General features: G+C 53.5%; 22 protein-coding genes. 13 read left to right on the forward strand and 9 right to left on the reverse strand.

Features of this window, described 5'->3' with window-relative positions; genetic code table 11:
• Positions 1-92: 92 nt before the first annotated feature.
• From OGY18_RS17100 to OGY18_RS17110, 3 genes are read left to right on the forward strand one after another with little or no spacing between them, the layout of a single operon-like run.
• Complete coding sequence (locus OGY18_RS17100) at positions 93-1,643, forward strand: hypothetical protein (RefSeq protein ID WP_003825560.1); 1,551 nt, start codon at positions 93-95, stop codon at positions 1,641-1,643.
• A gap of 26 nt (positions 1,644-1,669) precedes the next feature.
• A complete protein-coding gene (locus tag OGY18_RS17105; RefSeq protein WP_148361507.1) occupies positions 1,670-2,620 on the forward strand; it encodes a carbamate kinase family protein in 951 nt (316 codons plus the stop codon).
• 12 nt (positions 2,621-2,632) lie between these two features.
• Positions 2,633-4,015 (forward strand): amidohydrolase family protein, encoded by a 1,383-nt coding sequence (locus tag OGY18_RS17110; protein ID WP_063940928.1) that lies wholly within the window; start codon positions 2,633-2,635, stop codon positions 4,013-4,015.
• A 45-nt stretch (positions 4,016-4,060) separates the two neighbouring features.
• Here the strand turns inward: OGY18_RS17110 and OGY18_RS17115 are convergent, their stop codons facing one another.
• Complete coding sequence (locus tag OGY18_RS17115) at positions 4,061-4,963, reverse strand: nickel/cobalt efflux protein RcnA (RefSeq protein WP_149385079.1); 903 nt, start codon at positions 4,961-4,963, stop codon at positions 4,061-4,063.
• 120 nt (positions 4,964-5,083) lie between these two features.
• Here OGY18_RS17115 and rcnR point away from each other — a divergent pair, with 120 nt between their 5' ends.
• Positions 5,084-5,356 (forward strand): Ni(II)/Co(II)-binding transcriptional repressor RcnR, encoded by a 273-nt coding sequence (gene rcnR, locus OGY18_RS17120; RefSeq protein WP_003033900.1) that lies wholly within the window; start codon positions 5,084-5,086, stop codon positions 5,354-5,356.
• A gap of 733 nt (positions 5,357-6,089) precedes the next feature.
• Here rcnR and OGY18_RS17125 read toward each other — a convergent pair.
• The gene (locus OGY18_RS17125; protein WP_149385077.1) at positions 6,090-7,319 is read right to left on the reverse strand and encodes an amino acid permease; all 1,230 of its coding nucleotides are present in this window, start codon (positions 7,317-7,319) and stop codon (positions 6,090-6,092) included.
• A gap of 142 nt (positions 7,320-7,461) precedes the next feature.
• Positions 7,462-7,917 carry a multidrug/biocide efflux PACE transporter gene (locus tag OGY18_RS17130; protein ID WP_149385076.1) on the reverse strand — a complete coding sequence of 152 codons (456 nt, stop codon included), beginning with the start codon at positions 7,915-7,917 and terminating at the stop codon, positions 7,462-7,464.
• 101 nt (positions 7,918-8,018) lie between these two features.
• Between OGY18_RS17130 and OGY18_RS17135 the strand changes: the two genes are divergently transcribed.
• The 5 genes from OGY18_RS17135 (at position 8,019) to araE (ending at position 14,058) form a co-directional block, all read left to right on the forward strand.
• On the forward strand, positions 8,019-8,903 hold the full coding sequence (locus OGY18_RS17135; RefSeq protein WP_003825574.1) for a LysR family transcriptional regulator: 885 nt from the start codon (positions 8,019-8,021) through the stop codon (positions 8,901-8,903).
• A 102-nt stretch (positions 8,904-9,005) separates the two neighbouring features.
• Positions 9,006-10,184, forward strand: coding sequence for an acetyl-CoA C-acetyltransferase (locus OGY18_RS17140; RefSeq protein WP_286553759.1), 1,179 nt, complete (start codon positions 9,006-9,008; stop codon positions 10,182-10,184).
• 484 nt (positions 10,185-10,668) lie between these two features.
• Complete coding sequence (kduI, locus tag OGY18_RS17145; protein WP_284969353.1) at positions 10,669-11,505, forward strand: 5-dehydro-4-deoxy-D-glucuronate isomerase; 837 nt, start codon at positions 10,669-10,671, stop codon at positions 11,503-11,505.
• A 57-nt stretch (positions 11,506-11,562) separates the two neighbouring features.
• Positions 11,563-12,324, forward strand: coding sequence for a 2-dehydro-3-deoxy-D-gluconate 5-dehydrogenase KduD (gene kduD / locus OGY18_RS17150; protein WP_003033923.1), 762 nt, complete (start codon positions 11,563-11,565; stop codon positions 12,322-12,324).
• A gap of 315 nt (positions 12,325-12,639) precedes the next feature.
• A complete protein-coding gene (gene araE / locus OGY18_RS17155; RefSeq protein ID WP_003033926.1) occupies positions 12,640-14,058 on the forward strand; it encodes an arabinose-proton symporter AraE in 1,419 nt (472 codons plus the stop codon).
• A 106-nt stretch (positions 14,059-14,164) separates the two neighbouring features.
• On the opposite strand, the gene OGY18_RS17160 is transcribed toward araE, so the two are convergent.
• Positions 14,165-14,491 carry a cupin domain-containing protein gene (locus OGY18_RS17160; RefSeq protein WP_003825583.1) on the reverse strand — a complete coding sequence of 109 codons (327 nt, stop codon included), beginning with the start codon at positions 14,489-14,491 and terminating at the stop codon, positions 14,165-14,167.
• 141 nt (positions 14,492-14,632) lie between these two features.
• On the opposite strand from OGY18_RS17160, the gene OGY18_RS17165 reads away from it, so the two are divergent.
• Positions 14,633-15,340, forward strand: a complete 708-nt coding sequence (locus OGY18_RS17165) for an aspartate/glutamate racemase (RefSeq protein ID WP_149334937.1) — start codon at positions 14,633-14,635, stop codon at positions 15,338-15,340.
• Here the strand turns inward: OGY18_RS17165 and OGY18_RS17170 are convergent.
• Complete coding sequence (locus tag OGY18_RS17170; RefSeq protein WP_008785717.1) at positions 15,312-16,247, reverse strand: LysR family transcriptional regulator; 936 nt, start codon at positions 16,245-16,247, stop codon at positions 15,312-15,314. The two genes, OGY18_RS17165 and OGY18_RS17170, sit on opposite strands and share 29 nt — an antisense overlap.
• 118 nt (positions 16,248-16,365) lie before the next feature.
• Between OGY18_RS17170 and lysA the strand changes: the two genes are divergently transcribed.
• Complete coding sequence (gene lysA / locus OGY18_RS17175; RefSeq protein WP_284969352.1) at positions 16,366-17,622, forward strand: diaminopimelate decarboxylase; 1,257 nt, start codon at positions 16,366-16,368, stop codon at positions 17,620-17,622.
• An 80-nt stretch (positions 17,623-17,702) separates the two neighbouring features.
• Here the strand turns inward: lysA and OGY18_RS17180 are convergent, their stop codons facing one another.
• On the reverse strand, positions 17,703-18,713 hold the full coding sequence (locus OGY18_RS17180) for a LacI family DNA-binding transcriptional regulator (protein ID WP_003825591.1): 1,011 nt from the start codon (positions 18,711-18,713) through the stop codon (positions 17,703-17,705).
• 13 nt (positions 18,714-18,726) lie between these two features.
• The gene (gene galR / locus OGY18_RS17185; protein WP_003033945.1) at positions 18,727-19,755 is read right to left on the reverse strand and encodes an HTH-type transcriptional regulator GalR; all 1,029 of its coding nucleotides are present in this window, start codon (positions 19,753-19,755) and stop codon (positions 18,727-18,729) included.
• Between the two features lie 597 nt (positions 19,756-20,352).
• On the opposite strand from galR, the gene aas reads away from it, so the two are divergent.
• Both aas and lplT read left to right on the forward strand, forming a co-directional pair.
• Positions 20,353-22,512 carry a bifunctional acyl-ACP--phospholipid O-acyltransferase/long-chain-fatty-acid--ACP ligase gene (aas, locus tag OGY18_RS17190; RefSeq protein ID WP_286553764.1) on the forward strand — a complete coding sequence of 720 codons (2,160 nt, stop codon included), beginning with the start codon at positions 20,353-20,355 and terminating at the stop codon, positions 22,510-22,512.
• Positions 22,505-23,698, forward strand: coding sequence for a lysophospholipid transporter LplT (gene lplT, locus OGY18_RS17195; RefSeq protein WP_286553768.1), 1,194 nt, complete (start codon positions 22,505-22,507; stop codon positions 23,696-23,698). The genes aas and lplT overlap by 8 nt, the downstream gene beginning before the upstream one ends.
• Positions 23,699-23,781: 83 nt before the next feature.
• Here the strand turns inward: lplT and OGY18_RS17200 are convergent, their stop codons facing one another.
• Entirely contained in the window at positions 23,782-24,822 is a 1,041-nt protein-coding gene (locus OGY18_RS17200) for an NADP(H)-dependent aldo-keto reductase (protein ID WP_003825597.1), read from the reverse strand.
• A gap of 106 nt (positions 24,823-24,928) precedes the next feature.
• Positions 24,929-25,147 (reverse strand): lipoprotein YgdR, encoded by a 219-nt coding sequence (gene ygdR, locus OGY18_RS17205; protein ID WP_000758660.1) that lies wholly within the window; start codon positions 25,145-25,147, stop codon positions 24,929-24,931.
• Between the last annotated feature and the right edge of the window lie 103 nt (positions 25,148-25,250).

A 25,250-nucleotide genomic window follows, 5' to 3' on the forward strand; every position in this document is an offset into this window, starting at 1 on the left:
CCCCACAGTAGCGAAGCGAAAAACGTTGCTTACCTGCAGGGCTGGGCGATCTCCGCGATCGCAAATGATGCTTAACCTGTTAAGGATATTCCATGAACAGCATAAAACTAGAATGGAAACGTGGTGACTGGGCGGCTTACTTTGGGCTGATGACCAACAACCTGACTAACCTGCTGACAATGATGGGACTACTCATTTTTGTCGTCGGGATCCCTACCGAAATTGTCTATGGTCGCATTGCGCCTGCCTTTGGTCTGGCGGTGCTGGTGGCCAGCGTCTGCTACGCCTGGTTTGGCCTGCAGATGGCAAAGCACACCGGGCGTAACGACGTAACGGCGCTGCCGTCCGGACCAAGTGCACCGTCAATCTTCACCGTGACCTTCCTGGTGCTGATGCCGGTTTATCAGCAAACCAAAGATGCCAACTTCGCTATCCAGATAGCCCTGGTGTGGTGCTTTGTCGAAGCGTTGATCCTGGTGGGCGGCTCCTTCCTGGGCGAGACCATCCGCAAGATGATCCCACGTACGGTACTGCTTTCTTGTCTGTCCGGCCTGGGGCTGTTGCTGCTGGCGATGAACCCGATGCTGCAGGCATTCGAAGCGCCGACCGTCTCTTTCATCGTCCTGTTGCTGATCTTCATTAACTGGTTCGGTAAGAAGCCGATTTTTGCTCGTATTCCTACCGGTTTGCTGCTGCTGATTGCCGGTACGGCCCTGGCATGGATCTCCGGTTTACAAAGCCCGGAAGCCATTAAAGCGTCGATGTCTTCCTTTGGCTTCAACCCGCCGGAAATTCATGTCGACAGCTTCCTGCAAGGTTTACCGCACGCACTACCGTATCTGGCTTCTGCAGTTCCTTTGGGCCTGGCGAACTATATTTTTGACCTTGAGAACATTGAAAGTGCGCACGCGGCGGGCGATGAGTACAACACCCGTAAGGTCATGATGGCGAACGGCTTTGCTTCCATGCTCGGCTGCATGCTGGGTAACCCGTTCCCGGTGACCGTATATGTTGGGCATGCGGGCTGGAAAGCGATGGGCGCCAGCATCGGCTATACCCTCGCTTCAGGCATCACCATGTTCCTGGTGCCGCTGTTTGGGCTGGGGGCGTTTATGCTCGCCATTATTCCGATGACCGCGATAGTGCCGATTCTGGTGTTTATCGGCGTGGTGACCGCCAACCAGGTGGTGCGAGAAACGCCCAAAGTCGAGGTTCCCGTCATCTTCATCTGTCTTTTCCCGTGGATTGCCAACTGGGCATTGACCATCGTCAACAGCGTGATGGGCGCTGCCGGAACATCCGCGGGGAAACTGGGTAGCGACTTGCTGCACAGCAAAGGTGTCTATTACGACGGACTGGTGCATCTGGGAAGCGGCGCACCGCTGGCCAGCATGCTGTGGGGCTGCGTCGCTATCTTCGCCATTATGAACAAGCCGCTGCGCGGCGCGATTGCTGCAGCCTTTGGCGCGCTGTTATCGCTGTTTGGCGTGATTCACTCCCCTGCGGTTGGCTTTGCGGAAGGCAGCTCGATGATGTTTGTTGTGGCCTACCTCATGATGAGCGGAATGTTTGTCCTTAAGCATGTTCTGGATAGCCGTGAAGCGGTGACTGCGCCTGAGCAGGAACCGACGAAAACGACCTGAATTGCCTGCAAGCGGAAGATAACACTATGAAAGAACTTGTGGTCGTTGCCATTGGCGGCAACAGCATTATCAAAGATAACGCCAGCCAGTCGATTGAACACCAGGCTGAAGCGGTGAAAGCGGTAGCGGATACGGTGCTGGAGATGCTGGCATCGGACTACAACATTGTGCTGACGCACGGTAACGGGCCACAGGTAGGGCTGGATCTGCGGCGTGCGGAAATCGCGCACGAGCGTGAAGGGCTGCCGCTTACCCCGCTGGCAAACTGCGTTGCCGATACGCAGGGCGGTATCGGTTATCTGATCCAACAGGCGCTGAATAACCGCCTGGCGCGGCGCGGTGAGCAGAAGGCAGTTACGGTAGTAACGCAAGTGGAGGTCGACAAAAACGATCCGGGCTTCGCTAATCCGACCAAGCCCATCGGGGCGTTCTTTAGCGAAGCGCAGCGTGATGAACTGCAGCGGGTCAATCCGGGCTGGCGCTTTGTTGAGGATTCGGGGCGCGGCTACCGTCGGGTAGTCGCCTCTCCACAACCGAAGCGCATTGTCGAGGCGGAGGCGATCAAAACGCTGACCCAGCAAGGCTTTGTGGTGATTGGCGCGGGCGGCGGCGGGATCCCGGTGGTGCGTAGCGATCAAGGGGATTACCAGAGCGTGGACGCGGTGATTGATAAAGATCTCTCCACGGCGCTGTTGGCACAGGAGATCCGCGCCGACATTCTGGTGATCACCACCGGCGTCGAGCAGGTTTGTATCCATTTTGGCAAACCCAACCAGCAGGCGCTGGATACGGTGGATGTCGCAACGATGACCCGTTACATGCACGAGGGACATTTCCCGCCTGGCAGCATGTTACCCAAGATCGTTGCCAGCCTGACGTTTCTGGAGCGTGGCGGTAAACGAGTGATCATCACCACGCCGGAATGCCTGCCCGCCGCACTGCGCGGCGAAACGGGCACCCATATTGTCCATTCCTGAGAGGAGACGTGAATGAAGGAAAGTAACAGCCGCCGTGAATTTTTAAGCCAGAGCGGAAAAATGGTGACCGCTGCCGCGCTGTTTGGCGCGGTCGCTCCGGTCGCGTATGCTGCTAATCCTGTCGGGAACACCTGCGGGTCGAAGAGCACAATGACGATTAACGATAAACACTATTACCTGGATAACGTCCTGCTGGAAGCGGGCTTTGATTACGAAAACTCAGTGGTGGTGCATACCCGTACCGCGCTGCAAACCGTTGAAATCCAGGACGGAAAAATCGTTGCGCTGCGCGAGAATAAGCAGCATCCGGATGCGACGCTGCCGCACTACGATGCGGGTGGAAAGCTGATGCTGCCCGCCATGCGCGACATGCACATCCATCTGGATAAAACCTTTTACGGCGGTCCCTGGCGTTCGCTGAACCGCCCGGCTGGCACCACTATTCAGGATATGATCCGCCTGGAACAAAAGCTGCTGCCTGAACTCCAGCCTTATACGCAGGAGCGCGCAGAAAAGCTGATCGATCTGCTGCAATCAAAAGGCACCTCGATCGCCCGCAGCCACTGCAACATAGAACCGGTTTCCGGGCTGAAAAACCTCGAAAACCTGCAGGCGGTACTGGCGCGTCGTCAGCCGGGTTTTGCCTGTGAAATCGTGGCATTTCCGCAGCATGGCCTGCTGTTATCAAAATCTGAACCGCTGATGCGCGAAGCGATGCAGGCGGGAGCGCATTACGTCGGCGGTCTGGACCCAACCAGCGTCGATGGGGCGATGGAAAAATCCCTCGACACCATGTTCCAGATTGCGCTGGATTACGATAAAGGCGTAGATATCCATCTGCATGAAACCAGTCCGGCAGGCGTGGCGGCGGTGAATTACATGGTGGAGACGGTGGAGAAAACGCCGCAGTTAAAGGGCAAACTGACCATCAGCCACGCGTTTGCACTGGCAACGTTGAACGAACAGCAGGTAGACACGTTGGCGGGCCGCATGGCGACGCAGCAGATTACCATTGCCTCGACGGTGCCGATCGGTACCTTGCACATGCCGCTCAAGCAGCTGCGCGATAAAGGCGTTGAAGTGATTACCGGAACCGACAGCGTAATTGATCACTGGTCGCCGTACGGGCTGGGCGACATGCTGGAAAAGGCAAATCTGTACGCGCAGCTCTATATTCGCCCCAACGAACTCAACCTGTCGCGGGCGTTGTTCCTCGCCACCGGCGATGTGTTGCCGCTTAACGAAAAAGGTGAGCGCGTTTGGCCGAAAGCGCAGGATGAAGCCAGCTTTGTGCTGGTGGATGCCTCCTGTTCGGCGGAAGCGGTCGCGCGAATTTCTCCACGCACCGCGACCTTCCATAAAGGGCAACTGGTGTGGGGCAATGTCGAAAGCTAGCCTGGTTTTACGCGCAGCGGCAATCGCTGCTGCGCTCTCTTAGTGTTAACCGACGATCCCCATATAGCCGTGAATCCCCATATATAAACCGACCATCGCAATGAGCACACTGGAAAAATAGGGGGCTTTGCGTGCCATCGTGTTAAATCCGCTCCAGCGTTTGGCCGCCTGCTGCACGCTGATTGCCGCTCCCACGCCCACCGTTACCAGCGTCAGTGCCAGCCCGAGGCTAAAGCACAGCACCATGGTGGCACCCAGCGTGAAGGCTTTGAGCTGGATGCAAATCAGCAGCACCGTAATGGCGGCTGGACACGGGATAAGCCCGCCGGTCAGACCGAACAATAATATTTGGCCGTTGGTGACCTCTTTGCCCGCAAAGCGGCGCTGAATATCGGTGGCATGCGCCCGTTCGTGGGCATCCTGATACTCTTTCGAGCCTTCGGTGAGTCCTGCCAGTGCGGCATGGTCGTGATTATGCTCGTGTTCGTGATGGTGATGGTGATGGTGATGGTGATGATCGTCATCGTGGTCATGATGATGGTCGTCATGATCATGGTGGTGGTGATGCCCGTGATCGTGGTCGTGATGCGTCTGGGCCAGCCAGTTCTGCTCTCCCTGCCAGGTTCGCCAGAACATCCAGAATGCGGTCCCGAGAATAATTATCGCCGAGATAAATTGCAGCCAGGGCTCAACGGCCTGGGCGGTAAACGCTTTGCTGATATACATGCCACCGAGCGCAATCAACCAAACTACGGCGGTATGCGACAGCGTTGCTGCCAGCCCCAGCATCACCGCCTGTTTGATGGTCCCCTTAATGGCAATAATAAAGGCCGCCATCATCGTCTTGGAATGCCCCGGCTCCAGGCCGTGTAACACACCCAGTAGAATCGCGCTGGGAATGAAAAACCAGGCGTTGCCTTGCTGAAGAAGCGTAGAAAACTCACCCATGAGAATGATTCTTAGTTGTTTAATTTCGTCTGATTCTACTCCCCCCCAGTATCAAATACTACCCCCCAGTAGAATGTCGATGGTATTGTCCCTACAGCCAGACGTTAAAAAGGTAAAGTTATGTCACATACGATCCGCGACAAACAAAAGCTGAAAGCCCGAACCAGCAAGATTCAGGGGCAAGTAGCGGCGTTGAAAACCATGCTGGATGAACCGCATGAATGTGCGGCGGTATTGCAGCAAATAGCGGCAATCCGCGGGGCGGTAAATGGATTAATGCGTGAAGTGATTAAAGGTCATCTGACCGAGCACATTGTGCATCAGGGCGATGAAATTAAGCGCGAAGAAGATTTGGATGTGATCCTGAAAGTACTGGATTCGTACATCAAATAAGTCAGTTTAACGGCTCATCCACGTTCAATACCGTCCAGTTAAGCATGTAGGGTGAACATGTGATTCTTTCTCAGGGTTCCGTTCACCTCAGCAGTGTTATTTTTCTGAAGCATCGATACCCGTGAACGTGTAAAGGGCGTTCTTCGCCACGCCCTTTACAATCCCGGCTCCCGGCGGGAAAATTGCCGCTCCGCGGTCCCCTCCGCTTATTCCTCCAGGCTACCGGGTCGGGCGCGAGGTAGCGTCCCTGCAAAGCGCGCCCTGAGCCAGCATCCATGCTGGCTCTCCCGGGCTTACGGAAACACGTCGGCAATTTTCAGCCGGACCAGCCCATACCTCACCATCTGCGTTTTTGGTCTGAACAGCAAAACAGATTTAACTGGAAATCAGAGCGTTGAAGCGATGACTCGGGTCCGGCTGAAAATCGATGAGGAGTTGACGTCTGACCGGGGCTGTCCGCAGGGATGCGGACAGAGGGGACGGCCTGCATGGACGCAGGCTCGGCCCCGACCCGGCAGGCAGACGGCATAAGACGAATGAATCGCGTAGCGACGATTTTCCCGCCGGGAGCCTGGGTTGCAAGGGAGGCGGCGGTGAGCCTCCCTTGCACGTTCACAGGAATCGGTGCTTCAGAGAAACGATGAACATGAGGTGAACGGAACCCTTCTCTGAGATAGCATGTTCATTACTTCCGCCAACACAGGTTGATGCTTTAGCCGTTAAACAACACGTTCTAGCCAAAAAACATCACAGATACGCACAGCAGACCGACGATCAGGGTGATCAGATTACCCACTGAACGGTACGGTTTCAGCGCCGGGATCAGATAGGTAGATAATGTCGGCATGATAAACAGAATCATGGCAATCAGCGGGCCGCTTATCGCGTAAATCATTGAAATGGCATTAGGATTAATGCAGCAAATGATAAACGTGATAGCCGAGACCAGCATGATGGACAGAGCGCGGTTAAAGGCCCGGCTTTTCTTCACACCCACCTGATGCAACGACGTTTTTACTACCTCCGTTGCCCCTTCAATGACGCCAAAGTAGGTGCCGAGGAACGATTTTGACATCGCTACGACGGCAACGATGATCCCGGAAATCGACAGCCATGCCGGCGCGTTTGGCATCATCGACAGCGCGGAAAGAATCGTCACGCCTTCATTTTTCGCGTCTTCGATATAGTTTGTCGGAATCGAAAGCAAACAGCTGAAGACGAAAAACAGTACGCTCAGGCAGATGATGACGTAGGCTACCTTCATGATTTTTTTGCATTTACCCATGGCCTGCTCGCCGTATTTCTCTCGTCTGTCGATGGCGAACGTAGAGATAATTGGCGTATGGCTAAAAGCGAAAACCATCACGGGAATAGATATCCAAACCTGATGAAGCGTGTGCTGATCGAAAGACATCTGGCCGGTGAGTAGCGTTGGCTGCCAGCTTCCGGTCAGGTAGAGCGAAAGGAACAAAAAGTATGCGATGAGCGGGAACACCAAAAAGCCCATGACCCGAATAGTGGCTTGTCGGCCCATCAGAAAAATCAGGTTCAGCACCAGCACCACGCCAAAGCTGACCAGCATGCGGATCCGCAGATCGATAGTGATATGTTTTGCCAGCTGTTCAGTGAGTGAATTGGTTATCGCTACGGCGTAAATCAGCACCACCACAAAGAAGGCAATAAAATAGAGGGTGGTGATCAGGCAGCCAATCTTCTTGCCGTAGTAGTGAGTAACTGCGCCAGTGATCCCTTCACCAGCCGACGTTTTTGAGGACAGGATAAACTGGCATAGCGCCTTGTGCGGCCAGTAGGTTAAAGGCCAGGCGACGAGAGCGGTGATAAACAATACCACCGCGCCTGCAGAACCCAGCTGTATGGGGAGGAAGAGGGTCCCTGCGCCGACGGCAGTCCCATATAGTGCGAAGCTCCAGAGAGTCTCTTCTTTTGACCAAAATTTCGACATTATTTGAACGTATCAACTATAAAATAAACAAAAAGAAGCGCAATTTACCACAAATGGCAGGGGCTGGGGGAGGAGTGAAAAATCGGTCGAGTGAATGGAACAATAGCCGGAACCGAGAAGATTCCGACTATTATTTTAATTATCAGGCAGTAACGCGCTGCTGGCGGCGCTTCATAACGCGCTCGCGTAACGTGTCATAAGCCCAGTTATAGAACATGGTGTACGGCAGGAAGAACAGGAAGAAACCTATTTCCAGCGTGAATGCCTGAACCAGGCTGACGTTTAGCACATACGCCACGATGCTCACCCCGATCACAATAAAACCGCTCTCAAAACCTAAGGCGTGAAATGCTCGCACTTTCGCCGTACGTTTTACCTGGTGTGACGGCCACAAACGGTCAAACAGGGCGTTATAAATGATATTCCAGATCATCGCCGTGGTGGCGAGAAGAATGGTCAGTCCGCCCATTTCCAGCACCGAGCGCTGCATCAACCATGCGGTGGTTGGTGCAAGGATCGCGGTGGCAATGCCTTCAAAGCAGACGGCATGAAAAATACGCTCCACTAACGAGCGACGTTGGACTGTATCGTGTTGCATAACCTAAAACCTTCTTTGATGCCCGGATAACGGAATGGTGGCAATTTTATCGTTTTATGTGATATCTAAAAGATAGTATCCATCGATAAAGTAGATAGCTCATGCGTTATTCTCCTGAAGCATTAACGGCATTTGTGGAGACCGTTTCCTGCGGTTCATTTTCTGCGGCGGCCCGGCGGCTGCGTAAAAGCCAGTCCACTATCAGTACGGCCATTGCGCATCTGGAAGCCGATCTTGGTTTTGCACTGTTTGACCGCTCATCCCGCCAGCCAACGCTGACCGAAGAAGGTAAGCGGGTGTTGGGTTATGTGCAGGCTATTCTGACGGCCAGCGAACGTCTCGATGAGGCGGCGATCTCGCTGTCGGGTGAAACTGAGGCGCGTCTGACCTTTGTGCTGTCTGACACGCTGCATCCGGATGTGCTGGAAGAGTTGATGGTGCAGTTTGATCGCAAGTTTCCCCATACCGAGTTTGAATGCCTGATTGGGGAAGATGAAGACGTGATCGATCTGCTGCAAAAAGGACGCGCACAGGTGGGGTTGATCGAGGCGCGGGAGGATTACCCGACCGACATGGGCGTTACGCGTCTGCCGATGCAAACCTGGATGGGATTATACGTTGCAGCGTCGCATCCGCTCGCGGCTCAAGAAAAACTGCAGTGGGAGCAACTACACACCTGGCGCGAGCTGCGTCTGAATACCTATCTGGAAAGCGGCACCAACGTGGCGCGCGGTCCCGTCTGGTCTGCTCCTAACTATCTGTTATTGCTGAGTATGGCTGTTCAGGGATTTGGCTGGTGCGCGCTCCCTTGTGCGTTGGTGGAGGAGTTTGCGGCAGAAAAACCACTGGTTCAATTACAACTGCCCGGCTGGCCAAAGGCTATCTCTATCGATCTGTTGTGGAATAAGAAATCACCGCCTGGTGTGGCAGGAAGCTGGTTGCGTGACCATTTGCAGCAGAGTGGCGTTCAGATGACCAATAAGTGATACGAATTTCCTTTGTGATAAAAATCACCGTTTTTAAACAACCTTGATAACTATTTTTAACAATCATCTACTATTGCGGTGTTATTTTGCGCTGAGGTAGTGATGAAAGAGGTTGTGATCGTCGGGGCATTAAGGACACCGATTGGCTGCTTCCAGGGGACGCTGGCGCGCCACTCTGCCGTTGAGTTAGGCAGCATGGTGGTCAAGGCGTTACTGGAGCGCACGGGCGTGGACGTTCACGCTGTGGATGAAGTGATCCTCGGACAGGTGCTTACCGCAGGTGCCGGGCAGAACCCTGCACGTCAGTCTGCCATCAATGGTGGGCTACCCAATACCGTTTCCGCCATCACCATTAACGATGTCTGTGGCTCGGGTCTGAAAGCGCTGCATCTGGCGACCCAGGCTATCCAGTGTGGCGAAGCCGACATTGTGATTGCGGGCGGACAAGAGAATATGAGCCGTGCACCGCATGTCCTTACCGATAGCCGCACTGGCGCAGAGCTGGGGAACAGCCAACTGGTCGACAGCCTGGTACATGACGGTCTGTGGGATGCCTTCAACGATTATCACATGGGCGTTACCGCGGAAAACCTGGCGCGAGAATACGGCATCAGCCGCGAATTGCAGGATGCCTACGCGCTGCACTCGCAGCACAAAGCGCGGATGGCAATTGATGCCGGACGATTTAAAGATGAAATCGTGCCGGTGGTAACGCTGCGTAACGGGCAATCGTTCGTGGTGGACACCGACGAACAACCGCGTACCGATGCCAGCGCCGAGGGGCTGGCGCGTCTGGATCCTACCTTTGACAGGCTCGGTTCGGTAACGGCGGGTAACGCGTCATCCATCAACGATGGCGCCGCTGCGGTGATGATGATGAGTGAGGCCAAGGCGCAGGAACTGAACTTACCTGTACTGGCCCGTATTCGCGCCTTTGCCAGCGTGGGGGTCGATCCCGCGCTCATGGGGATTGCGCCAGTGTATGCAACGCGCCGCTGCCTTGAGCGTGTGGGCTGGCAACTGGCTGATGTTGATCTTATCGAAGCAAATGAGGCCTTCGCTGCGCAGGCATTATCCGTTGGGAAAATGCTGGAGTGGGATGAAAGGCGGGTGAATGTGAACGGCGGGGCTATTGCGCTCGGCCATCCGATTGGCGCATCTGGCTGCCGAATTCTGGTTTCACTGGTACATGAAATGGTGAAGCGTCGGGCGCACAAAGGACTGGCAACGCTGTGTATTGGTGGCGGTCAGGGCGTGGCGCTCGCTATCGAACGAGACTAATTTCCCTTCGATTTCTCTGCTTAAACGCCTTTTCTGATGATTTTCTCCTGCATCTATAAAAAAGCCCTCCAACAGGAGGGCAAGGCCAGTTACAGAAACATACACTCTAAACCCTACCAACATATCAAAACGTTGTTTCATTTCATGTGAATGATAGCGCACTTTGTTAGAAAAGGTGTGTGAACGACGTATGAGCCTGGCTGTATTTTCAATATCTTATCCCTGCCACTAATGACCTGTTCTTTTATGTTTTTATCTATCTAATTGTTTTAAATGATTTTATTGAAACCATTTTTGCGATTTATATGCGCTAGCGTGATCGCACTTACACTTTTGATAATAAGATGCGGAAAAAGTGAAACAACGTTTTAGTTATAATTGAAAACACATTCAGGGAGGGATATCATGAGCGCATAAGATAAAACGGAACAGCGTTTTGCTATTCGTTTAAGCATTCACGGTCAATTTATCACTGGAGGTAAATGTGGACGTAAGACAAAGTATCCATAGTGCGCATGCGAAAACCCTGGACACTCAGGGGCTGCGTAATGAGTTTTTGGTCGAAGAAGTGTTTGTCGCAGATGAATACACCATGGTCTACAGCCACATCGACCGCATCATTGTTGGCGGCATTATGCCAGTGACCAAAACCGTCTCTGTGGGTGGCGAAGTCGGCAAACAGCTGGGCGTAACCTATTTCCTCGAACGTCGTGAGCTGGGTGTGATCAATATCGGCGGCCCGGGCACGATTACCGTTGACGGCCAGTGCTATGAAATTGGTCATCGCGACGCGCTGTACGTCGGAAAAGGGGCAAAAGAAGTGGTATTCGCCAGTATTGATGCGGCGAAACCGGCGAAATTCTACTACAACTGCGCGCCGGCACACTCGACTTACCCAACTAAGAAAGTCACGCCTGCAGACGTTGCGCCAGTGACGCTGGGCGATAACCTTACCAGCAATCGTCGCACCATCAACAAATACTTTGTGCCGGATGTTCTGGAAACCTGCCAGTTGAGCATGGGTCTTACTGAACTGGCACCGGGTAACCTGTGGAACACCATGCCGTGTCATACCCATGAACGTCGTATGGAAGTCTATTTCTACTTCAATATGGAAGAAGATACCTGCGTCTTCCACATGATGGGTCAGCCTCAGGAAACGCGTCATATTGTGATGCACAACGAGCAGGCGGTGATTTCTCCAAGCTGGTCTATTCACTCCGGTGTCGGCACAAAAGCTTATACGTTCATTTGGGGCATGGTCGGCGAAAACCAGGTCTTTGATGATATGGACCATGTTGCAGTAAAAGATCTGCGCTAGTTGCGGGCGACAGCCGTGCCTGCTGCGGCGGGCACTATAAAAAATTAAGGATTTACAATGATTTTGAATGCATTCTCTCTTGAAGGTAAAGTCGCCGTTGTGACCGGTTGTGACACCGGCCTGGGTCAGGGTATGGCGCTGGGCCTGGCTGAAGCAGGCTGCGATATCGTCGGGATCAACATTGTTGAACCGACAGAAACCATCGAACGCGTGACCGCACTGGGCCGCCGTTTTTTAAGCCTGACCGCCGATCTGCGTCAAATCGATGGTATTCCGGCGCTGCTGGAGCGCGCAGTGGCAGAATTCGGCCATATCGATATTCTGGTCAACAACGCGGGTCTTATCCGTCGTGACGATGCGATCGACTTCAGCGAAAAAGACTGGGATGACGTGATGAACCTGAACATTAAGAGCGTGTTCTTTATGTCTCAGGCCGCGGCGAAGCACTTTATCGCTCAGGGTAACGGCGGCAAAATTATCAACATCGCCTCTATGCTTTCCTTCCAGGGCGGGATCCGCGTGCCGTCTTACACCGCGTCTAAAAGCGGCGTAATGGGCGTTACCCGTCTGATGGCGAACGAGTGGGCAAAACATAACATCAACGTCAACGCGATTGCACCGGGTTACATGGCGACGAATAACACTCAACAGCTGCGTGCTGATGAGCAACGTAGCGCAGAAATCCTCGATCGTATTCCGGCGGGTCGTTGGGGTCTGCCGAGCGATCTTATGGGGCCTGTCGTGTTCCTGGCGTCCAGCGCATCTGACTATATCAACGGCTATACCGTTGCAGTAGATGGCGGCTGGCTGGCACGTTAATTCGCTTTCCAGAACCGTTAAACCCTGCCCTCTGGCAGGGTTTTTTTATATTCGGATCATTAAAATCCATATTGTGGTTATAAATTATTCCATATTAAATTTCATGCGTATAAATTTATTGTTTTTAATATTCTTTAATATCAATGAATTAAATTTAATTGAGTGATTGTCGGTAAATTTTAAAATTGGAATATCCATCACATAACCATGTGGTGTAGCTATTTAATCCATGTTTTTGCCGTTTCCCGCCTGACGCTTCCTGCAAGGGATCCCTTACTTTCAATGGCATGGTTACTCTGTATCTGGCAGGAAAAAATGGTCTCAATAAATAATGATGCTGCTTTAGCGCCGCGCCCAGTGCGCGATACGCGACGTATGAATATGTTTGTTTCTATCTCTGCGGCTGTCGCAGGGTTGTTATTCGGCCTGGATATTGGCGTGATTGCTGGCGCGTTGCCTTTTATCACCGATCACTTTGTGTTGACCAGCCGCCTGCAGGAGTGGGTGGTAAGCAGCATGATGCTGGGTGCGGCAATTGGTGCGCTGTTTAACGGTTGGTTGTCATTCCGCCTGGGGCGCAAATACAGCCTGATGGCGGGCGCGATCCTTTTCGTCGTCGGATCTCTGGGCTCGGCGTTTGCCTCCAGCGTAGAAATGCTCATTTTTGCCCGCGTGGTACTGGGCGTAGCGGTGGGGATCGCGTCTTACACCGCACCGCTCTATCTCTCCGAAATGGCCAGCGAAAACGTGCGTGGCAAGATGATCAGTATGTATCAGCTGATGGTGACGCTGGGTATCGTTCTGGCCTTTTTGTCCGATACCGCGTTCAGCTACAGCGGTAACTGGCGCGCTATGCTTGGCGTGCTGGCGCTTCCGGCTGTATTGCTGATTATTCTGGTTGTTTTCTTGCCCAATAGCCCGCGCTGGCTGGCGGAGAAAGGTCGCCACATCGAAGCTGAAGAAGTACTGCGCATGTTGCGCGATACGTCAGAAAAAGCCCGCGATGAGCTGAACGAAATCCGTGAAAGCCTGAAGCTGAAGCAGGGTGGTTGGGCGCTGTTTAAAATTAACCGTAACGTGCGTCGTGCGGTTTTCCTCGGAATGTTACTGCAGGCGATGCAGCAGTTCACCGGGATGAACATCATCATGTACTACGCGCCGCGCATTTTTAAAATGGCGGGTTTTACCACCACAGAGCAGCAGATGATTGCCACGCTGGTAGTTGGCTTAACGTTTATGTTCGCCACCTTTATTGCCGTCTTCACGGTCGACAAAGCAGGACGTAAACCGGCGCTGAAAATTGGTTTCAGCGTAATGGCCATCGGGACGCTGGTGCTTGGTTATTGTCTGATGCAGTTTGATAACGGCACGGCTTCCAGTGGACTATCTTGGCTGTCGGTTGGCATGACGATGATGTGTATTGCAGGCTATGCGATGAGCGCCGCGCCGGTAGTGTGGATCCTGTGTTCGGAAATTCAGCCGCTGAAATGCCGTGATTTTGGTATTACCTGCTCCACCACCACCAACTGGGTGTCGAATATGATCATTGGCGCAACGTTCCTGACGCTGCTCGACAGCATTGGCGCCGCCGGTACGTTCTGGCTCTATACTGCGCTGAACGTCGTATTTATTGGTATTACGTTCTGGCTGATTCCAGAAACCAAAAACGTCACGCTGGAGCATATCGAACGTAAGCTGATGGCTGGCGAGAAGTTAAGAGATATTGGGGTGTAAGTCAGATAAGCATGCCGGATGGCGGTTCAGCCTTATCCGGCCTGCGAGTGGAGTCTCTTATAGGCCGGGAAAGCGTCAACGCGACCCGGTTTTTTTAATTAGCGCCTTACCCGTGCAGAAAATCTTCGCGAATTGGGGTAAAGGTATCCAGCAGCGTTCCCGGTTTTAAGCAGACGCAGCCATGCATAATGTTGGGCTGTTTATACAGGGTATCGCCCGCCCTAACGATATGTTTCTCTTCGCCAATGGTAAATTCAAACTCACCGGACAACACGTAAGTCAACTGCTCGTGCGGATGATTGTGCATCGGGCCGATTGCGCCTTGCTCGAAGTTCACCTCAACCGCCATCATGTTACCGCCGTGAGCAAGAATGCGCCGGGTAACGCCATTGCCCAGATCGTCAAGCGTGGTCTCTTTGTGAAAAATAAACATCCGGCCTTCCTGTAATTAATTAAAACAATGTTTCATTAAAGCTATATCAGAAAATTAAAAAAAGAAATGCACGCCAACAGATGTGGAAAGTTGATCACATCTTTGTTTCACTGGAGAGACAACAACGAGTCAGGGGAAATGATGAAAACGATCGGTCTGTTAGGCGGTATGAGCTGGGAATCTACCATTCCTTATTATCGACTCATTAATGAAGGGGTAAAACAGCGTCTGGGTGGACTGCATTCGGCACAGATTCTGTTGCACAGCGTGGATTTTCACGAGATTGAAGCCTGTCAGTCAAGCGGTGACTGGCAGCGAGCCGGTGAGATCCTCGCGCAGGCCGCCACAGGGCTACAGCAAGCCGGGGCGCAAGGAATTGTGCTGTGTACCAACACCATGCACAAAGTTGCTGAGGCGATTGAAAGCGCCTGTGATGTGCCGTTTCTGCATATTGCCGACGCGACGGGGCGGGCGATACAAAAGCAGCAAATGAGCAACGTGGCGCTACTGGGTACGCGTTACACCATGGAGCAGGATTTTTACCGCGGGCGTTTACAGACTGAATTTGGCATTAGCACGCTGATCCCTGAAGCTGATGATCGTCAGAAAATAAACCAGATTATTTTCGACGAGCTGTGTCTCGGTGAATTCAGCGAGGCTTCCCGCGATTATTACCTGGGCGTCATCGACCAACTGGCGAAACAGGGGGCGCAAGGGGTGATCTTTGGCTGTACCGAGATTGGTCTGCTGGTTCCCACCGAGCTAAGCCCACTACCGGTTTTCGACACCGCGGCAATTCATGCGCAAGATGCGGTGGCGTTTATGCTTTCGGCTGTGGATGCAAAATAGCCTCCAGCGGGTCAATAAGCCTCGGTAGATGGGCCTGCAGATGTGCCGTAAAAGCATCAACCAGCGCCGAGGCGGGGCGATGAAGTGGGTGAATCAGGCTGACTGTAAAGGGTACCGAAATACTGAAGCGGCGGATAACGACTCCGCTGCTGGCGTAATCCAGCGCGGTCAGTGGGTTTACCACCGAGATCCCAACGCCCGCCCGCACCATTGCACAAATTGAAGCAGCGCTATGGGTTTCAATCACCATGCGGCGCTTCACCTGGTGCTCATTAAACAGTGTATCCAGTAGCTGACGGTAGCTGTCGGTGCGCGACAGGCTGATGTAGTTTTCTCCCTGAAAATCCTGCGGCGTTAACACCGCTTTCTTAGTCAGCGGATGGCCCTGCGGCAGCACGCACACTTCATCCAGCGCCAGCAATTCGGTGCGTTTCGTTCCGGCAGGCGTATGCAGCGTTTCCGTTAACCCCAGATCGTGGCGCTGCGCCGACAGCCACTCTTCCAGCAGCGGTGACTCCTGCGGCACTATCTGAATATTGACCTGTGGATAGCGTGCGAGGAATGGCTGCAGCAACGGCGGTAAAAAAGACTGTGAGAATACCGGCAGGCAAACAATCGACAATTCGCCCTGGCGAAACTCACGCAGGCTTTCGGCGGCGCTCACAATTCTATCAAGGCCATACCACGAACGTTGCACCTCTTCAAACAGACGTAACCCTTGCACGGTTGGGTGCAGTCGGCCACGCGTGCGTTCAAACAGCGTTAATCCCAGCACTTTCTCGAATCGGGCCAGTTCCCGGCTGACGGTGGGCTGCGAGGTATGTAGCATGCGCGCGGCTTCTGTCAGATTGCCTGCCGTCATGATGGCGTGAAAAATTTCAATGTGTCGCAGGTTAACGGCGGGCATGGGCAATCCTCGAATGAATCAATCCATATCATTTTTGCATAGACTCACGATAAAACGATATTTTTTATTCTTTTCGGGCTGTGGCGTAATCATAAAAAAGCCAATACCGGAGCACACCATGCCACGCCCACTCAATAGTACTGACACTGACCTGACCGCCGACAACCTGCTGCGCTTGCCTGCCGAATTCGGCTGCCCGGTGTGGGTCTATGATGCGCAGATTATTCGCGCCCAGATTGCTAAGCTGAGTCAGTTTGACGTGGTGCGTTTTGCTCAGAAGGCATGTTCGAATATTCATATTTTGCGTCTGATGCGCGAGCAGGGCGTGAAGGTTGATTCCGTCTCGCTTGGCGAAATTGAACGTGCGCTGGCGGCAGGCTTTGTACCTGGGAAAGATGAGATAGTCTTTACCGCCGATATGATTGATGAAGCGACGCTCGCGCGGGTGCATGAATTGAGCATTCCGGTAAATGCCGGGTCGGTGGATATGCTGGAACAACTGGGTCAGGTCTCGCCGGGCCATCGCGTGTGGCTGCGCGTAAACCCTGGCTTTGGGCATGGGCACAGTCAGAAAACCAATACCGGCGGTGAAAACAGCAAGCACGGGATCTGGTATAGCGATCTACCGGCGGCGCTGGAGGTGATTCAGCGCTATAAGCTAAAGCTGGTGGGGATTCATATGCATATCGGCTCCGGCGTAGACTACGGCCATCTGGAGCAGGTGTGCGGCGCAATGGTGCGCCAGGTGGTTGAATTTGGTCAGGATCTGGAGGCGATCTCCGCGGGCGGTGGTTTATCAATCCCGTATCGCGAAGGTGAAGAGGCGATCGATACCGATCACTACTTTGGATTGTGGAACGCTGCGCGTGAACAGATTGCTAAACACCTGGGCCACCCGGTCGCACTTGAGATAGAGCCAGGCCGTTTTCTGGTCGCGGAAGCTGGCGTGTTAGTGGCGCAGGTGCGTAGCGTAAAAGAGATGGGTAGCCGCCACTTTGTGCTGATCGATGCGGGCTTCAACGATCTAATGCGCCCGGCCATGTACGGTAGTTATCACCATATCTCAGCGCTGGCAGGGGATGGTCGCTCTCTGGAACACACCCTGCAACGGGAAACCGTGGTAGCCGGGCCGCTGTGCGAATCTGGCGATGTGTTTACCCAGCAGGAGGGCGGAAATGTGGAAACCCGACTGTTGCCTGCGGTGGTGCCGGGCGATTATCTGGTGCTGCATGATACCGGGGCGTACGGCGCGTCAATGTCGTCAAATTACAATAGCCGCCCGCTGCTGCCGGAAGTTTTGTTCGATAACGGCGTGGCGCGGCTGATTCGCCGTCGCCAGACCATTGATGAGCTGTTAGCGCTGGAGCTTATCTGAGGGAATGCCCGATGGCGCTGCGCTTATCGGGCCTACGGGGATGTAGGCCGGATAAGGCGCTTGCGCCGCCATCCGGCACGTTATTTGTAATACGGCCCCGTCGTCACCGAATCACGTAGTACCAGTTTGCCGGTAAACGGTGGGATGGGCTCGACGCTCTCGCCGTTGGCCAGCCGGATAGCCTGGTCGATTGCCGTGGTTATCATTGTATCAATCGGTAGATATACGGTAGACAGCCCCGGCTCCAGCCATTTGGCGCTGGGCGCATCATCAAAACCAAACAGTGAGACGTCCGTTGGGATCCTCAGCCCGGCCTGATGTAACGCTTTTGATGCGCCTAATGCCATGTCATCGTTACAGGCGAACAGGGCGCTAAATTTCACCCCTTCCTCCAGCAGTTCACGGCAGGCCTCATAGCCTCGCGTCATCGTGGAGTCGCCGTATTTGACCTTATCGGGATCCCAGGGAATATCGTTTTTTTCCAGCGCTTTACGATACCCCATCAGGCGTGATTTACCGGTAGGCGTATGGCCTGGCACAGTGATACAAGCAATATCGCTATGGCCCTGGGAGATCAGATAATTGACCGCCTGATAGGCCGCGTCTTCCTGTTCAAAGAAAATTGCGCGATCGCGGGCCTGGCTGACATCACGGTTGATGACCAGCAAGGGCATAGCAATGCTGTTCATCAACGACATAATCGCCTTTTCACTCATATAGCGGGTATAGAGAATAATGGCGTCGCACTGCCTGTCCGCCAGCATTTGCACGGCTTCCTGCTCACGCTCTGGTGTGTCGTGGCCGTCGGTGACGATCAACTGCTTGCCGTGAGATTCCGTCTGGCGTGAAGCCTGTTGCAGCAGGCGGCCAAAGTAGAATCCATCAAATGTGGAAACTACCAGACCAATGCTGTTGCTGGTGCGGTTTGCCAAAGAGCGCGCTAAAAAATTAGGCCGATAATCAAGTGCCTGCATGGCCTTAAACACTTTCTGGCGCGTGCTCTCTTTTACCTGACCCGTGCCATTCAGTACGCGCGAAACGGTCGCTTTTGAGACGCCTGCGTGTCGTGAAACGTCCAACATCGTAGTCATAACGCTATCCTGGTTAATCGTTTGACGATGAATTCCCCGGCTCTGTCAGCGTCGAAACGGAATGGCGACGCACCAGAGTTGGGTTAAAAACGTGGGTAATTTCAGGCACGGGACGCTTCTCCGCCAGCGCGAGCGCCAGTTCGGCAGCCTGGGTTGCCATCGTCACGATCGGGTAGCGCACCGTGGTCAGACGCGGGCGCACGTAGCGGGAAACCAGCACATCATCAAAACCAATCAGCGAGATTTCTCCCGGCACATCAATGCCGTTATCATTCAATACGCCCATGGCACCAGCCGCCATTGAGTCGTTGTAGCAGGCTACCGCAGTGAAGTTTTTGCCACGGCCAAGTAACTCGGTCATAGCCTGTTCACCGCCGCTTTCATCCGGTTCACCAAACGTTACCAGGCGATCGCTGACAGGAATATTGCTCTCTGCCAGCGCGTCGTAATAGCCTTGCAGACGATCTTCCGCATCTGAAATCGTGTGATTGGAGCACAGATAGCCAATGCGCGTATGGCCTTGTTGAATGAGGTGTCGGGTCGCGAGCCAGGCGCCGAAACGGTCATCAAGGGCAACGCAGCGTTGTTCGAATCCCGGCAGAATTCGGTTAATCAATACCATGCCGGGGATTTGCTTCATGAGTGATGCCAGCTCAGCATCCGGGATAATTTTTGCGTGGACAACAAGGGCTGCGCAGCGGTGGCGAATGAGCTGTTCAATCGCCTGTCGTTCCTTCTGTTCGTTATGGTAGCCGTTACCAATCAGTAAAAAATTACCGGTGTTATAGGCCACCTGCTCGACAGCTTTAACCATTGCCCCAAAGAATGGATCGGACACATCTCCCACCACCAGACCGATGGTCTCTGTGGATTGTTGTGCCAGCGCACGCGCATTGGCGTTGGGGTGGTAGCTGAGTGATTCCATTGCACTTGTTACGGCCAGACGCGATGCTTCGCTGGCTTTAGGGGAATCATTAATCACTCGAGAAACGGTGGCGACTGATACACCAGCTAGTCGGGCTACATCCTTTATGGTCGCCATGATAGTACCTGTTGTGGGTAAACGCTTACATTCCGTCAGTGTTACGGAAAATGGCTGGCTGTTCAAGCAGATTGCCTGTCAGAACGTCGCAAATGTGAGCGCACACGAGCGAAGTAAGACAGAAAATAGAAAATGCTAATTTTTGCTTACACTTTGCGATGTGCTGTTGCGATTGTTCGCTGGTGAGGGAACTGAGCAGATTGCTAGAGTTGAGATCCCAGAGGTATTGATAGGTGAAATCAACTTTCGGGTTGATCACTAGAATTACACCAGCCTGCGCAGATGCGCAGGTTTTTTTTTACCTTCAGCCTATCTGTAACAGTAACCGATAATTTACACAACTCGTTGCATTTGGGTTCATTCCTTTGCGTTTTCGCACTGGCGTATCTGGCTGCTGACGACCACAATCAAGATCCCAGAGGTATTGATTGGTGAGATTATTCGGTACGCACTTCGTACCTGTCTCTTGCACCAACCTGCGCGGATGCGCAGGTTTTTTTTCGGATTGTATTTACCAGTTACCTGTCGCGCCCATTCCCCAACTCGTATACTCTCCCACCATTGATGTTTATATAATTAATGGCACAGGGAGTTGAGATGCTATTTGGCTTTTTTCGTAATCTGTTTCGCGTGCTTTTCCGCGTTCGCGTCACGGGCGATGTCAGCGCGCTACAGGGAGAACGCGTTCTAATCACTCCCAACCATGTCTCATTTATAGACGGCATTTTGTTGGCGCTCTTTTTACCGATTCGTCCCGTCTTCGCTGTTTACACTTCGATCAGCCAGCAATGGTATATGCGCTGGCTAACCCCGCTGATTGATTTCGTACCGTTAGATCCAACCAAACCGATGTCGATTAAACATCTGGTTCGTCTGGTCGAACAGGGCCGTCCGGTGGTTATTTTCCCGGAAGGACGAATTTCTACCTCCGGTTCGTTAATGAAAATTTATGACGGCGCGGGGTTTGTCGCCGCAAAGTCTGGGGCGACGGTGGTTCCTGTGCGCATTGAGGGCGCAGAGCTTTCCCGCTTTAGCCGCCTGAAAGGTTTGGTTAAACAGCGATTCTTCCCGCGCATCCGCTTACACATTCTACCGCCGACACAACTGCCGATGCCGGAAGCACCGCGAGCTCGCGATCGCCGCAAAATCGCCGGAGAGATGCTGCATCAAATTATGATGGAAGCACGCATGGCGGTTCGTCCGCGTGAAACGCTATACGAGTCGCTGCTGGCGGCGAAATACCGTTTTGGCGCAGGCAAAAACTGCATTGAAGATGTCAACTTTACCCCGGACAGCTACCGCAAACTGCTGACAAAGACGCTCTTTGTGGCCCGTATTCTGGAAAAATACAGCGTCGAAGGTGAAAAAATCGGCCTGATGCTGCCAAACGCGGGGATCAGCGCGGCGGTCATTTTTGGCGCCATTGCACGTCGACGCATTCCGGCCATGATGAACTACACCGCGGGCGTGAAAGGATTAACCAGCGCCATAACTGCGTCTGAAGTCAAAACGATCTTCACTTCCCGACAGTTTCTCGATAAAGGCAAACTTTGGCATTTACCGGAACAGCTCACCCAGGTGCGCTGGGTTTATCTGGAAGACTTAAAAGCTGATGTGACCTTTAGCGATAAGCTATGGATTTTCTCACATCTGCTGGCACCTCATCTGGCGCAGGTGAAGCAGCAGCCTGAAGACGCTGCGGTGATCCTCTTTACCTCCGGTTCAGAAGGCCATCCGAAAGGTGTGGTCCACAGTCATAAAAGCATTCTGGCGAACGTTGAGCAGATCAAAACGATTGCCGATTTCACTGCCGATGACCGTTTTATGTCGGCGCTGCCGCTGTTCCACTCCTTTGGCCTGACGGTGGGATTATTCACGCCGCTACTGACTGGCGCAGAAGTGTTTCTTTATCCCAGCCCGCTGCATTACCGCATTGTGCCAGAGCTGGTATACGACCGGAACTGCACCGTGTTGTTTGGTACCTCAACGTTCCTCGGCAACTACGCGCGTTTTGCGCATCCGTACGATTTCCACCGCCTGCGCTACGTGGTGGCGGGAGCGGAAAAACTTCAGGACAGCACAAAGCAGCTGTGGCAGGAGAAATTTGGCCTGCGCGTTCTTGAAGGCTATGGCGTGACGGAATGTGCGCCGGTTGTGTCGATTAACGTACCAATGGCGGCAAAATCGGGAACGGTAGGGCGCATCTTGCCTGGTATGGATGCTCGACTGTTGGCTGTTCCGGGAATTGAGGACGGTGGGCGTTTACAGCTGAAAGGCCCTAATATTATGAGCGGCTATTTGAGCGTTGAAAAACCTGGCGTGCTGGAAGTGCCGACGGCAGAGAATGCGCAAGGTGAGATTGAGCGCGGCTGGTATGACACCGGAGACATCGTGCGCTTTGATGAAAACGGCTTTGTACAGATTCAGGGGCGCGCTAAGCGTTTCGCTAAAATTGCCGGAGAGATGGTTTCGCTGGAAATGGTTGAGCAACTTGCGTTGGCGGTATCTGCAGACAAAATGCACGCCACGGCGATCAAGAGTGATGCCAGCAAAGGTGAGGCGCTGGTGCTGTTCACTACCGATAGCGAACTTACGCGTGAAAAACTACAGCAGTATGCGCGGGCGCACGGCGTACCTGAACTCGCTGTACCGCGTGATATTCGCCACCTGAAGCAACTCCCATTACTCGGCAGCGGTAAGCCGGATTTTGTTACGCTGAAAAGCTGGGTCGATGAGCCGGAAAAACAACATGAGTGAGTCAGTGCACACTAACACTTCAATCTGGTCCAAAGGGATGATGTCCGTTATCGCCGCACAGTTTCTGTCGGCGTTTGGCGATAACGCGTTGCTGTTTGCTACGCTGGCGTTGCTGAAGGAGCAATTTTATCCGGACTGGAGTCAGCCGATCCTGCAAATGGTGTTTGTGGGCGCTTACATCCTTTTTGCCCCCTTTGTGGGACAGGTGGCGGATAGCTTTGCCAAAGGCAGAGTGATGATGTTCGCGAACGCTCTGAAATTGCTGGGCGCGGCGAGTATTTGCTTCGGCATTAATCCGTTTCTTGGGTATACGCTGGTGGGAATCGGCGCGGCGGCGTATTCACCAGCCAAGTATGGCATTCTCGGTGAACTGACTACTGGCGACAAACTGGTGAAGGCTAACGGCCTGATGGAAGCCTCCACCATTGCCGCGATTTTGCTCGGTTCTGTCGCCGGCGGCGTTCTGGCCGACTGGCACGTAATTGCCGCGCTTTCTGCCTGTGCCCTGGCCTATGCTGGCGCGGTGGTGGCTAACCTGTATATCCCGAAACTGGCCGCGGCTCGTCCTGGCCAGTCCTGGCATCTGGGGAAAATGACGCGCAGATTCTTCTGTGCGGCTTCATCGTTGTGGCGCAACGGTGAAACACGCTTCTCGTTGGTGGGAACCAGCCTTTTTTGGGGCGCGGGCGTTACGCTGCGTTTTCTGCTGGTGCTGTGGGTCCCGGTGGCGCTCGGCATCACCGATAACGCCACGCCGACCTACCTCAATGCCATGGTAGCGATCGGGATTGTGGTCGGTGCGGGTGCGGCAGCGAAGCTGGTAACGCTGGAAACCGTTTCGCGCTGTATGCCTGCGGGGATCCTGATTGGCGTCGTGGTGCTGATTTTCTCTCTTCAACATTCGCTGCTTCCGGCCTACGCATTGCTGATGCTTATCGGCGTGTCGGGTGGCTTCTTTGTGGTGCCGCTGAATGCGTTGCTGCAGGAACGGGGTAAGAAAAGCGTCGGCGCAGGTAATGCGATAGCGGTACAAAACCTGGGTGAAAACAGCGCGATGCTGTTGATGCTCGGTATTTACTCACTGGCGGTGCTGGTGGGGATCCCGGCTGTTGCGATTGGTATTGGATTTGGTGCGCTGTTTGCGCTGGCGATTGCGGCGCTGTGGATTTGGCAGCGCCGCCATTAGTCTGTTGTATGCTGTTGCCGTATCAGGCCTACAGGGAAGTTGTCTGTAGGCCTGATAAGCGTAGCGCCATCAGGCGCTAACTGTTACGGTGCAGGATAGGTATACACCTGATGCACCGCTTCAATCTCTGCCAGTACTTCTTCGCTCAACTCCAGATGCAGACTTTCAACGTTGGTTTTTAGCTGCTCCATCGTCGTGGCGCCCAGCAAAGTGCTGGCGACAAACGGCTGACGACGCACGAATGCCAGCGCCATTTGCGCGGGATCCAGATTATGGCGTTTCGCGATATCCACATAGGCCGCAACGGCTTTCTGCGTCTGCTCGCCGCTGTAGCGCGTGAAACGGCTAAACAACGTATTGCGTGCACCGGCAGGTTTCGCGCCGTTCAGGTATTTCCCGGTTAACGTACCGAAGCCCAGGCAAGAGTAAGCCAGCAGCTCAACGCCTTCATACTGGCTCACTTCAGCCAGTCCAACCTCAAAGCTGCGGTTCAGCAGGCTGTAGGGGTTCTGGATGGTGGCGATGCGTGGCAGATCGTGTTTGTCCGCCAGGTGCAGATAGCGCATTACGCCAAACGCGGTTTCATTAGAAACGCCGATGTAGCGAATTTTCCCGGCGCGCTGAAACTCGGCCAGCGCGTCCAGGGTATCGAGAAGGGAAACGACCGGCGCGGAGTCTGTCCAGCTGTAGCCTAACTTACCAAAACAGTTGGTCGGGCGCTGCGGCCAGTGAACCTGATACAGATCCAGATAATCGGTTTTTAGTCTTTTCAGGCTGTCGTGCAGCGCTTCACGGATATTTTTACGGTCCAGCGCCTGATTCGGTCGAATGCCGCTGTCGTTGTTACGTGATGGTCCGCTGACCTTAGAAGCAACGATCAGCTTTTCGCGGCTGCCGTGTTTGGCTAGCCAGTTACCTACGTAGGTTTCGGTGAGACCCTGGGTTTCAGGACGCGGCGGTACCGGATACATCTCGGCAACGTCGATCAAATTAATGCCCTGTGCTACGGCATAATCGAGCTGTGCATGTGCGTCGGCTTCGCTGTTTTGTTCACCAAACGTCATTGTGCCCAGCCCCAGTGTACTGACTTCCAGCGAGCTGTGGGGTATACGGTGATATTGCATAGCCGTTTCCTTTTTATAATCACGACATAAGGATTATAAAAATGGCTGAGGGAAGAGAAAAAGGGAAGTAAAATTGTTAAGGCCAGCGCGCTGCTGACCTCAACCATCAGCGTTCAATGATTTGAGACACATCATCGCGGTTAATCTGCATCGCATTGCCCTGCTGGTCGTGATAGCTCACCAGACCGGTATCATCGTCAATTTCTGGTTTTCCATCGGTCAGGATCATTCGACCATCTTTTGTCGCCATTACATAATCGCTGCTGCATCCGGAAACGGCAAAAGCCAGTCCTACGGCGGAAATCAAAACTGCCCATTTTTTCATCTGCTTATCCTCACATGGCCTGCGTCTGACAATAGTTTAGTAATAACGCGAAGTTGTGCAGGGTGAAAGCAGTAAAATCTTAAACTGTGAGAAGGGGTAGGTG

The sequence above is a fragment of the Citrobacter sp. Cpo142 genome, from assembly GCF_030332425.1.
Taxonomy (GTDB): Bacteria; Pseudomonadota; Gammaproteobacteria; order Enterobacterales; family Enterobacteriaceae; genus Citrobacter; species Citrobacter portucalensis.